We start from the raw sequence: 12,294 nt of genomic DNA, 5'->3' as shown, positions 1-12,294 counted from the left end.
CGTCGAGCGCCCCGCATTCCGGACAGGAAAAATGCCGCGCTCGCGCTTTCCTCGTCCGGCGGTGTCGCCGCCCTCGGCCTGGGGGCATCACCGTCGCTCCTGACGCCCCTCCGAGCCCTCCGATCTTGTGCGCCGCTCAGAACGGCGGCGGCGCCGTCTCGCCGGTCGGCAGCGGGCCCGGCTCCGGCGCGTGCTCCGACTCGACCGGCGCTGGCGCGGCCCCTGGCTCCACCGGCCGCGGCCCCTCGCCTGGCGCCGGCGGGGTGCCCTGCTGCTCGGCTGGCGCCACGCCGTCCGCCGGCTCCGCGCCCGCGTCCGCCTCGGGCACCTGCGCCTCCTCGGTCGGCTCCGTCCCGGCGACGAACACCTCCTCGATGGCGTCTTCCTGCCCCTCGCGCGCGAGGAGACCCGTCAGCGGATCGATCTTCACGCGCACGACGCCGTTCGGCACCGGGAAATCGGCGGCCGGGCGCTTCGCGTGCGCCTGCTTCATGAAGTCCACGAACGCCGGCAGCGCCGCCATGGCGCCCGTCTCACCGCTGCCGAGCGGCGCCGCGTCGTCGTAGCCGGTCCACACGGCGCACGCGATGTCGGTCGAGTAGCCCACGAACCAGGTGTCCTTCGACTGGTTCGTCGTCCCCGTCTTGCCGGCGATCGGGCGCCCCAGCGAGCGCGCCTGCCTGGCGGTCCCGCTCTGCACGACCGACGTCAGCACGCTCGTGAGCACGTAGGCCTCCGCCTCCTCCATCACGCGGTGCCCCGGAGGGCGTGGCGGCAGCGGGATCTCCACCCCGCCGGGCCCGACGATCTTCGTGATCAGGACAGGCTGCTCGTGGACGCCGCCCGCGGCGATGCTCGCGTACGCGGCGGCCATCTCGCGCGGCGTGACCTCGTAGGCGCCGAGGGCGAGCGACAGGTCTGCGCCGAGCTTCGACTGGACGCCGAGCGCGCCGGCGAAGGCGACCACGTTCGAGGCGCCGACGCGCGACAGCGCCGACACCGCGGCCACGTTCACGCTGTGCGCCGCCGCCTCCCGGAGCCGCGCCGGCGACTTCCCCTCGCTCTCGTCGTAGTTCTGCGGCTTGTACCCGGCGATGGCCAGCGGATCGGTGTCGAGGATCGTCGCCGGCGTCAGCGTGCGCGCGTGGATGCCGTAGCCGTAGACGAACGCCTTGAACGTCGATCCTGGCTGCCGCCGCGCGAACGTCGCCCGGTCGAGCCCGCCGCGCATCGCCTCGTAGCTGCCGACGAGGGCGACGATCTCGCGCGTCCGCACGTCAATCGCGACGAGCGCCCCCTCGGGTCCGAGCTCGAGCCGCAGCGGCACCGGGGCCGCGGGCTTCCCCGGTTTGCCCGCGGGCGCGGCGCGCCCTGCCTCTCCGGCGGCGTCCTCGTCCTCGTCCTGGCCTGCGGCGGCCGCTTCGACGACCGGCTCCGGCGCGGGGCCGATCAGGCTGACGCGCACCACCTTGTCGACGTCGGCGAACTTGCTCGGCGGGAGCCCGTTCGGGTTGTACCGCTGCGCGCCGCGGAGCGTGACCGTGCCTTCCAGCGTGCCCACGCGCACCGAGAGCGTCCCTCGCGCGTCGTCGGCGCCCATCACGACCCCCCGGAAGACCTTGTGGCCGGCGGGCGTCCCATCGAAGGCTGGCGGCTCTTTCTTGCTCCGCGCGAGCGGGCCGAGCAGCTTGTGCCGCTTCGCGTAGGCGTCGAGGTTCTTGCGGACGGACGCGCGCGCCGCCGCCTGCATCGCCGGATCGATCGTGGTCGTGATGGTGTAGCCGCCTTGCTGCGCGGCGGGCCCGACGAGCTCGCGCAGCACGCGCTGCGCCTCGGCGACCACCTCGGGCGCGAGCTCGGCGAGCGATTCGGTCTCGATGGCGAGCACGACCGGCTCCTGCTTCGCTTGCGCCACCTGGATCTCGTCCGCGAAGGCCTTGCGCTGCATCTGATCGAGCACGAAGTCCCGCCGCGCCACGGCGCGCTCGAGGTTCACCCGCGGCGAGTACACCGACGGCCCCTTCACGATGGCGACGAGCAGCGCGGCCTCGGCGAGCGTCACGTCGCGCACGCTCTTCCCGAAGTAGTAGCGGCTCGCCTCCTCGACCCCGTAGCGGCCGTGGCCGAAGTAGATCTTGTTGAGGTAGAGCTCCAGGATCTCGTCCTTGGTGAGCTCCTGCTCGATCTTGCGGGCGAGGATGATCTCGCGCGCCTTGCGGTTGAAGGTCCGATCCGGCGTGAGCAGGACGTTCTTCACGACCTGCTGCGTGATGGTGCTCGCGCCCTGCCGGGCCCGGGTCGAGCGGAGGTTCACCGCGAGCGCGCGGAGCATGCCGAGGTAGTTCAGCCCCGCGTGCTCGTAGAAGCCTGCGTCCTCGGCGGCGAGCGCGGCCAGCTTCACCTGGCTCGGGATCTCGCCGATGCGCACCACGGTGCGCCGCTCGGTGAAGACCTCGCCGAGGCGCGTCCCGTCGCGCGCGAGGATGCGCGTCACCTGCGGGGGCCGGTAGTCCTTGAGCTCGCGGGTCGAGGGGAGATCCGCCTCGTAGTGCCGGATGACGAGCGCGATCGTGGCGGCGGCGAGCACGAGCAGCGCCGCGAGCGCGATCCCGATGCGCTTCGCCCACGTCGCGATCCTGGGGCCTCTCTCCTGCGGGGGCGCGCCTTCCGGCTGGCTGGGCAAGCGCTGCGCGCCCTCGATGTGCGGCGCGCTCGCCGGCCGCGTTGCCCTGCTGATCCGCTCCGGCGGCTCGCTCCCTCGCCCCGGCGGCCCCGACCGCCGCGCCAGCGGATCCGACGCCTGACGCAGCGGATCCGACGCTCGACGCAACGGGTCCGATGCCTGACGCAGCGGATCCGACGCCTGACGCAGCGGATCCGACGCTCGACGCAACGGGTCCGATGCCTGACGCAGCGGATCCGACGCCTGACGCAGCGGATCCGACGCCCGATCCGGCGCATCGGTCTTCCTGACCGGATCGTTCTCGTTTCCCCCTGGGTTCCGTGATTGCTCCGAGGCCATGACGCCGTCCCCGTGAACGCTGGCGCAGGCGATGCGCATCCAGAGCGCCCGGCGCGCCGGCGCGGCGACGCTAGCACGCCCGCGGAGGCCCGCCTCGATCCGGGGCGCGCTCGCGGAGGATCAGCCCTGGAACAGCCGCATGGCCACGATGGTGATCAGGATGCCTGCGATCAGGCAGCCCGCCGCGATGCCGACGAGGAGCAGCGGCTTCGCCTCCACCTTGGCCGGCGCCTTGGTGGGCTGCTTGGCGAGGGGCGCCGGCGCGGGCGCTGGCTTCGCGGACGGCGCCGGCGGCTGCTGGACCATCTTCACCGTCTTCGCCGGCGACTTGAACGCGGACGACGCGGGCGCCTTGCTCGCCTGGAGCGCGGCTGCGTGCTGTTTCGACGCTTGCTCGAGCACCGCGTTCGCCTTCTTCGGCATCATCGCCGTGTAGCCCTTGCCCGCGCCGCCCGCGAACGGCTTGAGCGCGTCCGCGAACTCCGCGGCCGACTCGAACCGGTCCTCGGGCCGCTTCTCGAGCGCCTTGCCGAGCACCGCGCCGAGCCCCGGCGGAAACTGCTTCCCGGGGACGCGCTCGTCGAGCGGGATCGGGTTCCTCGTCACGTGGTGCTGGATGTACTCCATGGGCGTCCGCGCCTCGAACGGCAGCTTGCCCGTGAGCACCTCGTACAGGATCGTCGCGAGCGAGTAGATGTCGCTCCGCGCGTCGAGCACCTTGCCCTGCGCTTGCTCGGGCGACATGAACTCCGGCGTCCCGAAGACCATGCCCTCCTGCGTGAGCATCACCGACCCCGGCCTGAGCTCGCGCTCCGTCACCTTCGCGAGGCCGAAGTCGAGCACCTTCGGGTAGTCCTTCAGCCCGCCGTTGGTCGACAGGAAGATGTTCTCGGGCTTGAGATCGCGGTGCACGATCCCCTGGATGTGCGCCTCCTGCAGCGCGCCGCAGACCTGGATGAGGACCGGGATCGCGCGCTCGACGGGCAGCGGCCCTTCCTTGCGGACCACCTGGTTCAGGTTCTTGCCCTCCAGGTACTCCATCACGATGTACAGCGAGCCGTCCTCGAGCTCGCCGTAGAGCAGCACCTTGACCGTGTTCGGGTGCGTGAGGTGGCTCATCGCCCGCGCCTCGCGGCGGAAGCGGGACACGAGATCCTTCCGGTTCGCGAGCTTGGGGTGGAGGATCTTCACCGCCACCATCCGGTTCATCGCCGGCTGTGCGGCCTTGTAGACCGACCCCATGCCGCCGGAGCCGATCTTCTGAAGGATCTGGAACTGCCCTCCGAGCAGATCTCGACCGATGTTCGGGTCCGGACCGGCAGCCATGCGTGGAGCCGGAAAATACCACGCAACCCACCCGTATCGTCTATGACCGAAGCAGCCGACGCAGCGGATCCCGCCGTGGAGCCAAAATGACCGTAAAAATCGACGACCCCGGGGCCGCCGAGGCGCTCGAGAGCCCGCTCCTCGCCGCCGCCGGCTTCTCGCACGCCTTCTTCACGCGGCGCGGCGGCGTCAGCGCCCCCCCGTGGGACACCCTGAGCTTCGCCATCGCCCTCGGCGACGACCCCGCCGCCGTCCGGGAGAACCTGGAGCGCGCCGCGCGGCGCCTCGGCATCCCGGCCGCGCGGCTCTATTTCCTCAGCCAGGTCCACGGCGTCGAGGCGCGGGTCCTCACCGGTGAGGAGGATCGCGAGGACGTCGTCCGCGAGGTGGGGGACGTGACCCTCTCGCGGGTACCCGGCGTCGGCTGCGGTGTCCGCAGCGCCGACTGCGCCCCGATCCTCCTCGCCGATCGCCGGACCGGCGCCGTCGCCGCGGTCCACAGCGGCTGGCGTGGGACCGTCCGCCGGGTCGTGGTCGAGGCGGCCCGCGCGCTCCGCTCGCTCGCCGGCCCTGGCGCGGATCTCGTCGCGGCCATCGGCCCGCACATCGAGGCCTGCTGCTTCGAGGTCGGCGACGACGTCGCCGCCGATCTCGCCGCGTGCTCCAGCGCGGGCGCCGCCGCCGTCGTCCGCGGGGCCTCCGGCGCGCGCCCGCACGTCGACGTCCGCCGCATCCTCAAGGCCCAGCTCACCGAGGTCGGCCTGGACGCAACCTCGGTCGAGGACGTCCCTGGCTGCACCGCGTGTGACCCCGCCCGCTTCTTCTCGTACCGGCGCGACGGACAGCGCAGCGGCCGCCTGCTCTCCGTCATCGTCGCCGGCCGTACCGTCATCGGCTAGAACGCTCCCATGGTCTCGCTCGCGCGCGACTCCTCGCCGATCGTGCTCGCCATGGTGGGCTTGCCCGCCCGCGGGAAGACGTCCATCGCCCGCAAGATCGCGCGGTACCTGTCGTGGCTCGGCCACCCCACGCGGCTCTTCAACGTGGGCAACTACCGCCGCGCGCACCTCGGCACCGCGCAGCCGCACCAGTTCTTCGACCCCAACAACACCGAGGGACGCCAGGCGCTCCTCGGCATGGCGATGACCGCCCTCGACGACCTCATCGGCTGGCTCAGCTCCGGCGGCGAGGTGGCGATCTACGACGCCACGAACAGCACGCGCGCTCGCCGGAACCTCGTCACAGAGCGCTGCCAGGCGCACGGCTTCCCGGTCGTCTTCATCGAGTCGATCTGCAACGACGAGTCGATCATCGAGACCAACGTCCGCGAGACGAAGCTCCGCTCGCCGGACTACCAGGGCGTCGACCCGGAGGCGGCGCTGCGCGACTTCCGCGCGCGCATCGCGCACTACGCCCGCGCGTACGAGCCGCTCGGCGAGCCGGAGCGGAGCTACATCAAGATCATCGACGTCGGCCGCCAGGTCGTGCTGAACCGCATCCACGGCTACCTGCCGGCGCGCCTCGTCCCGCTCTTGATGAACATGCACCTCACGCCGCACCCGATCTGGCTGACCCGCCACGGGGAGAGCGTGTTCAACGAGAAGGGGCTGCTCGGCGGCGACTCGGATCTCAGCGCGCGCGGCGACGAGTACGCGAAGAACCTCTCCGCGTTCATCCGCGAGCGCGCCGGCGACGAGCACGTCAACGTCTGGACGAGCACGCTGCGCCGCACCATCCAGACCGCGCGCCCGATGACGCAGAACCACGTCGCCTGGCGCGCCCTCGACGAGATCGACGCGGGCGTCTGCGAGGGCATGACGTACGAGGAGATCCGCCAGCAGATGCCCGAGGTCTTCCACGCGCGCGCGGCCGACAAGTTCCGCTACCGCTACCCGCGCGGCGAGTCGTACGAGGACGTCATCCAGCGCCTCGACCCGCTGATCATCCAGCTCGAGCGCCAGCGCTCGCCCGTGCTCGTGATCGGCCACCAGGCGGTGCTGCGCGCGCTCTACGCCTACCTCGTCGATCGCCCCGCGCCCTCGTGTCCGACGCTGCCGATCCCGCTGCACACCGTCATCGAGCTGACCCCGACGGCGTATGCCTGCGAGGAGCGCCGCTTCCAGCTCGCGCCCGCCGTCCAGGGCGGCGACTCGAGCACCGCGCACCCCTGAGCCAGGCAGCGCGGCCGCGCTGGAGGCGCCGGCTGCGCTGCGGCGGGGCCGCGCCGGCTCAGCGATCCCGGCTGATCAGCTTGCGGAGGAGCTCCAGCGGGTGGAACGGCAGCATCGCGGCCATGTCGCTGTCGGTGCCGGCCCGCTCGAGCACCGCCCGCACCGCTGGCGCCACGATCCCCATCGGGTCGATCCGCTCCACGAGCGCGCGGAGCGCGCTGAGCGCCGCGCGCCCCGCGTCGATCCCGAGCGGGATGGCGAGGGCGGCCGGCACCGGCGCGAGGATCACGTCGCGCACCGCCACCGCCCTGGCCCAGGCGCCCGGGCTCGGGTCGACCTCGAGCTGCCGGATGGTCTCCGCCTCCGCGAAGCAGCCGAGCGACAGCTCCCCTGCCCGCTCCTCGATGGCGCGCGAGAGGTGCCGGTAATCGCGGCGCCAGTCGCCCGCGAGCAGCCCCATGTCCTCGCGCACCTCGTCCGGCCCGAGGATCAGGTTGATCCCGCGGGCGTCGCGGCGGAGCGCGACGCTCGTCCAGAGCTCCCCGCCTTCGAACAGGCCGATCACCACCGTCTTGCCGACCCCGGCGAGCGACTCCAGCGTGCCGCGCACGACGCCCGCCGAGGGCATCGGCACGCCGCGCAGCTTCGCCGGCCAGAGATCGATCCTGCCCGCGAGGAGCTCCTCGCGGGCGAGCTGCAGCAGCAGGAGCGACTGGCCGATGAGATCGTCGCCGCGCCGCACCCGCGCCCCGAACCGCTCCACGATGGCCTCGAGGACGCCCGCCTCAATCACGGCGGCCCAGCTCGCGTGGTGGCTCGCGGCGAGCTCCTCCGCGGAGAGCGGGAGGGCGCGCTGCGCGTCGTCGATCCGGAGCCGGCCCGCGTCCGTGTGCACGAGCTTCCTGAGCCTGCCGCCCGCGTGGACCGCGACGACGCCTCCGCGCGGACGGCCGACCTCGCGCTCCTCGATGCCCGTGCGCCTGGGCCGGAACAACGACAGCACGCGAACCCAGTCGGTCGCGGTGAACCCCTCGAAGCGGACGTCGGGCGAGAGCACGGGGCCGAGCCTACCGCCGGCGCGCTCTGTGCGCGAGCCGGCTACGCCCCCCACCAGAGCATCTCGTGCACCTGGCTCTCGCCGCGGACGGGCACGATCACCCGGATCTTCTGGCCCTCGATCTGGACCACGTGGGCGGGGAAGCTGTCCGCCGGGTAGTAAAGTGACTTCACGAAGCCGTTCGCGTCGAGCCAGAGCAGGTGCACCCCGTCCGCGGTCGCCCCGTGCATGAGGAGCATCCGCCCGCCGCCGAGCAGCGCGAACTCCATGCTCTTGAAGCCCAGCTCCTCGAAGCGCTCCGGAGACGGGAAATCGTCGCCCACGGACCTGAGCTCCGGCAGGTGCGCGCGGAGGTGCTTGTAGAGCGTGTCGTAACGGACCTTCGCGAGCTTCGGGATCCGCCGGTCGCCCGCGGCGAGGATCGGCAACCGCTCCGCGTCGAACGTCGGCACCTCCACGTGGGTGCGGTAGCGATCCACGAGCCTGCCACGGCCGATCTCCTCGTCGCTGAGCGCCTTGAGCCACCACTGGAAGATCGCGAGATCGCCCGTCCCTGCGCTCGACTCGAGCCGGACCAGCGACTCCCACAGCGGCCTCCGGACCTGCCATTTTCCGCCGTGATTCTTGACGACGCACGCCCCGACGTAGAGCGCCCCGTGCGTCACGAGGGTGACGAGCATGGGAGGCTCTCCGCCCGCGCTCGCCGACGACGCGTCGCTCGCTCCGCGCGCGCCGCTCGATCCGCCTGCCGGCGCGAGCCAGGCGTCGCGTCGCTCGCGCGTCAGCGCCGCGCCCAGCCGGTGGACCGACGCATCGGAGAAGTCGAGCCCGAGATCGGGCGCGCCGAACGCCGCGGGCGCGAGGCGGGCGAACACCTCCGCTGCGTGGTCGATCTGGGCCAGGATCGACGGGTTTCCTGCCGGGTTCGCGTCCGTGGAGCGCACGCCTGCCAGGTCGGCGAGCGCGTCGGGCGGGTACAGCGGCGCGAAGAAGCGCTCGAAGATCTGGGCGGCCGTGATCGGTTCGGCGGGCATGGCTCGGGGCCGTGAGGATCGGCGTGGCAGAGGGGCGGGCGACCGCGGACGGCCGCCGCGGCTCAGAACATCTTCTTGCGCTTCGACGAGCTCAGGATGCCGAGCATCTCGCGGTACTTGGCCACGGTGCGGCGGGCGATCTTGATGCCGTCCGTCTCCTCGAGGATCTTGACGATCGCCTGGTCGCTGTAGGGATTCGACTTGTCCTCGGCCGCGATGATCTTCTTGATCGCCTGCTTGACGCTCTCCGAGGCGATGTCTTCGTCGGCGACCCTGTGGATGGATGAGTTGAAGAAGTACTTCAGCTCGAAGAGCCCCTGGGGCGTGTGCACGTACTTGTTCGACGTCACGCGGGAGATGGTCGACTCGTGCATGCCCACCGACTCGGCGACGTCCCTGAGGATCATGGGCTTCAGGTAGCCCACGCCGCGCTCCAGGAACTCGCGCTGCTTCTCGACGATGCACTCGGTCACCTTGATGATCGTGCGCCGCCGCTGCTCGATGGCCCGGATCAGCCACTGCGCGCTCCGGAGCTTCTCGCTGATGAACTCCTTCGCCTTCGGGTCCCTGAGCATCCGCTGGGCGAGGTTCTCGTTGATGTAGAGCCGCTGGAGCCCCTTGTCGTTGTCGGTGACGACGAACTGGGTGCCGTCCTTGATGACGTACACGTCCGGGGTGATGGCGATGGTCTTCTCGTCGACCTCGGCGAAGTTGCGCGCCGGCACGCTCTCCAGCTTCTGGATCTCCTGGACCGCGTCGTAGACCTCCTCCAGCGGGATCTTCAGCGCCTTCGCGATCGCGGGGAAGTTGCGCCGCTCCACGTTGTGGAGGTGGTCCTTGATGATGGCCATCTCGATGTCGTCGAAGCCAAGCACCTCCGCCTGCACCCGCAGGCACTCCGACAGGTCGCGGGCCGCGACCCCGACCGGATCGAAGCGCTGGATCATCGACAGCACCTCCTCGGCGTCCTCAGGGTGGAGCTCCGCCTCCCGCGCCAGGTCCGCGAGGCTGATGTCGGGCCCCCTCGTGCCGTCCGGACGTTCGCCCCCCTTGAGGTCGAGGTACCCCTTCTCGTCGAGGTTGCCGATGACGAGCAGCGCGAACTGCCGCTCGTTCTCGACGAAATCGCTCATCTGGAGCTGCCAGAGCAGGTGGTCGCGCAGGTTCGACGGCTTGGTCAGGTTCTGGTCGATCGGCGGCAGCTCTTCGAAGCCGCCCCGGTGCGCGGGCATGGCCTGTTGGAGCTGCCTGTTTTCCAGGAACTGCTCCCAGTCCACCTCCTTGACCCGCTTCTCCGTCTCGCGCGCCGCGATGTCGGTGTCTCGGTCGAACCGCTCGCCGTTCTCGAGCCGCTGCTCCGTCGGCAGGTCAGCGTTCCTCCCCCGCTGATCCCCCTTGTCGCCGTCCCGCGCCTTCGGGTCGGTCATGTCGTCCGCGAGGACAGGGTTGCCGTCCAGCTCCTTCCTGATCTCGTCGACCAGCTCGAGCCGTGAGAGCTGCAGCAGCCGGATGGCCTGCACCAGCTGCGGGGTCATCACAAGCTGCTGCGACAGCTTGAACTGGAGCTTCATCTCCATGCCCATGAGGAGCTCCTTCTCTCAGTTCGCCGCCAGCGCCACCCGCCGAACGGGGGCCGGGGCATTGCGCGAGGTTCGTGCCATCGAGTGTCTCATTGGTGGCCTCACCCCCAACGTAGCATCGAACGGGGCAGCGGCCCGGGTCTTGCTTTCACGTCTGCACCAAAAAATAGCGCAGGGCTTGCATCCTACACCGCTGAACATGTTTTCAGCCTTCGCCGCGGTAGATTTTTCGCCCCGCGCGGAGCTCTGCTCGCAGCCAGTTCGGATTGGCCCCCATCTGCCGATCGTTGCACTATCGGCCGCCGATCGGGAGGCTTGAAATCCCGAAAGGTTGGGCGAAGGCGCGATGGGAAAGCCGAAGGTGCGCGGACCTACGCACGGGCACGGGACGGAGGTGGAGGGCGTGCGCGGCGGGGCTTCGCAGGATGTCGAGAAGGAGCGGATCCTGTCTCGCTCGCCCCTCGCCTCGCTGGCCTCACCGAGCCGGCGGGTGCTGTTCGAGCTCGGCAGGGTCGAGCGGCTCGCGCGCAGGCAGTGCGTTTGCCAGCAGGGCGCGCCGCCGAAGCACCTGTTCCTGATCGGGGCGGGTCGCGTGAAGGTCGAGCGCGTCGCCGACGGTCGGGTGGTTCCGCTCGGGCACCGCGGGCCTGGCGACCTCGTCGGCGAGGGCGCGCTCGCGGGCGCGACGGTCTCCTCCGAGAGCGCGACGGTGCTCGACGAGGGGGACGCGCTCGTGGTGCCGCTCGCCGGTCTCGAGCGGCAGCTCGCCTCCGACGCAGCGCTCCGCGGCGCGCTCGCGGCGGCGCTCGTGGCGCGCCAGCTCGAGACCGAGGCGCGCCTCGGCTCCCTGCTCCTCTGCACGGTCGAAGCGCGCCTGATCGATTTCCTCCGCGCCGCTGCGCGGCGATGGGGGCAGCCCCACACCGCTGGCCAGCTGGTGTCGGCCCCGTTCACGCACGCGGACATCGCGCTGCTGATCGGGTCCACCCGCGAGACGGTCACCCTGCTGCTCGGCAAGCTGAAGCGCGCCGGCCTGATCGCGTTCGACCGGCGGCGGATCGTCATCCGGGATGGCGAGCACCTCGAGGCGCTCGCCGCGACGGCCTGAGCGTCCGCCCGGAGGGGCCGCTGCGCGGCCTGCGCTGGAGCCGATACACCGCGGCGCCGTTCGGCTCGATGAAGGTGCGCCGCTCGGCGGGGTGGCCTTCCACGCCTTCCACGCCCGCCGCAGCGCCAGGCGCGCTCGGACGGCTCCCCTCCAGGTCGGCGCGTTCGCCCTGGACCAGACGGAGACGAGGAAAGATCCCGGACTGCGCGGATGGCCGGGGGCTGACGTCGACGAAGATCGTGCTGAGCAGCCGACCGAAGGCGTACGGCTTGAGCAGGACCTCGCTGACGTCGTCCGTGCCGTCGCACGAGACCGGCTCGTCGGCACAGAAGATCACCCGCCGGGGCATCGTGCCCTCGCGCCGCAGGCGGCCCAGGATCTCCCGGGCGCCTTTCGTTCCGGGGGCGAGATCGATCAGCGCGACGTCGTAGACGCGCTCGCGGGAGAGGGAGATCGCTTCCTCCAAGGTCGCGGCCGGGCTGACGAGCGCGCCGCGGTTGCAGAGGAGGAGCGCCGTAGCCCTCCGGAGGACATGGTCCTGATCGAGGAGGAGAACGTTCGGTTGGTACGTCATCGGGTATCCCTGCGGCTTGCAGTCGAATTGCGCCGCATCGACGAGGACGGCGACGAGCGCGCCCCCTCCGTCGTTCAGCGGCAGCATCCGCGTCCGCGGACGGTCCCCCCTTCGCAACGCACGTGCCGAAGGCGAGGCGCCGCCGCCGCCTGGGCCTCGTTTCCCCTGTTCTCGGCGGCAACGCGCTTGTTCGAGCGTCGCTGCCGGTGAGGCTGCCCCGCCGACCCCGGGGCCGCCGCTGTGCCCATTTCGCGCTCCCTCCGCGGCGCCTCTCCGCCCCGACGAAGAGCGCCCCCCCACCCTGTCGGCCTGCCCACCGCGTCGCTGACCGTCGGTGGGCGGTTCGTGCGCACGGGCCAGCCCAGGTTTGCGGCCCCGCCAGGGCGGCGCGGTCCGCCGATCCGCCGGTTGCTCCAGGCTCG

Annotated in this window: 9 protein-coding genes; 3 read left to right on the top strand and 6 right to left on the bottom strand. The window is 71.4% G+C overall.

Annotated elements, in window-relative coordinates:
- Nucleotides 1-136: 136 nt before the first annotated feature.
- Both WMF12_RS00205 and WMF12_RS00200 read right to left on the bottom strand, forming a co-directional pair.
- On the bottom strand, nt 137-2,830 hold the full coding sequence (locus WMF12_RS00205) for a PBP1A family penicillin-binding protein (RefSeq protein WP_437859085.1): 2,694 nt from the start codon (nt 2,828-2,830) through the stop codon (nt 137-139).
- Nucleotides 2,831-3,142: 312 nt separating this feature from the next.
- Nucleotides 3,143-4,348, bottom strand: a complete 1,206-nt coding sequence (locus tag WMF12_RS00200; RefSeq protein WP_437743545.1) for a serine/threonine-protein kinase — start codon at nt 4,346-4,348, stop codon at nt 3,143-3,145.
- Nucleotides 4,349-4,434: 86 nt separating this feature from the next.
- Between WMF12_RS00200 and pgeF the strand changes: the two genes are divergently transcribed.
- Together pgeF and WMF12_RS00190 are read left to right on the top strand one after the other, a co-directional pair.
- Nucleotides 4,435-5,247 (top strand): peptidoglycan editing factor PgeF, encoded by an 813-nt coding sequence (pgeF, locus tag WMF12_RS00195; protein ID WP_437859084.1) that lies wholly within the window; start codon nt 4,435-4,437, stop codon nt 5,245-5,247.
- A 9-nt stretch (nt 5,248-5,256) separates the two neighbouring features.
- Nucleotides 5,257-6,519, top strand: coding sequence for a bifunctional nucleoside/nucleotide kinase/histidine phosphatase family protein (locus tag WMF12_RS00190; RefSeq protein WP_437743543.1), 1,263 nt, complete (start codon nt 5,257-5,259; stop codon nt 6,517-6,519).
- A gap of 58 nt (nt 6,520-6,577) precedes the next feature.
- Here WMF12_RS00190 and WMF12_RS00185 read toward each other — a convergent pair whose 3' ends face one another.
- The 3 genes from WMF12_RS00185 to rpoN all read right to left on the bottom strand — a co-directional run bounded on the left by WMF12_RS00185 (nt 6,578) and on the right by rpoN (nt 10,193).
- Nucleotides 6,578-7,576, bottom strand: coding sequence for a hypothetical protein (locus tag WMF12_RS00185; protein WP_437859083.1), 999 nt, complete (start codon nt 7,574-7,576; stop codon nt 6,578-6,580).
- A gap of 41 nt (nt 7,577-7,617) precedes the next feature.
- Nucleotides 7,618-8,610 (bottom strand): hypothetical protein, encoded by a 993-nt coding sequence (locus WMF12_RS00180; protein ID WP_437859082.1) that lies wholly within the window; start codon nt 8,608-8,610, stop codon nt 7,618-7,620.
- Nucleotides 8,611-8,672: 62 nt separating this feature from the next.
- The gene (gene rpoN / locus WMF12_RS00175) at nt 8,673-10,193 is read right to left on the bottom strand and encodes an RNA polymerase factor sigma-54 (protein ID WP_437859081.1); all 1,521 of its coding nucleotides are present in this window, start codon (nt 10,191-10,193) and stop codon (nt 8,673-8,675) included.
- Nucleotides 10,194-10,536: 343 nt separating this feature from the next.
- On the opposite strand from rpoN, the gene WMF12_RS00170 reads away from it, so the two are divergent.
- A complete protein-coding gene (locus WMF12_RS00170; RefSeq protein WP_437859077.1) occupies nt 10,537-11,298 on the top strand; it encodes a Crp/Fnr family transcriptional regulator in 762 nt (253 codons plus the stop codon).
- Here the strand turns inward: WMF12_RS00170 and WMF12_RS00165 are convergent.
- Nucleotides 11,252-11,959 carry a response regulator gene (locus WMF12_RS00165; protein ID WP_437743538.1) on the bottom strand — a complete coding sequence of 236 codons (708 nt, stop codon included), beginning with the start codon at nt 11,957-11,959 and terminating at the stop codon, nt 11,252-11,254. The genes WMF12_RS00170 and WMF12_RS00165 overlap by 47 nt on opposite strands.
- Nucleotides 11,960-12,294 lie beyond the last annotated feature (335 nt).

This window comes from Sorangium sp. So ce363 (assembly GCF_051520435.1).
In the GTDB taxonomy this organism is placed as follows: Bacteria; Myxococcota_A; Polyangia; order Polyangiales; family Polyangiaceae; genus Sorangium; species Sorangium cellulosum_B.
Note: the sequence above shows the minus strand (reverse complement) of the source record. Positions and strands in the feature narration are given on the sequence as shown.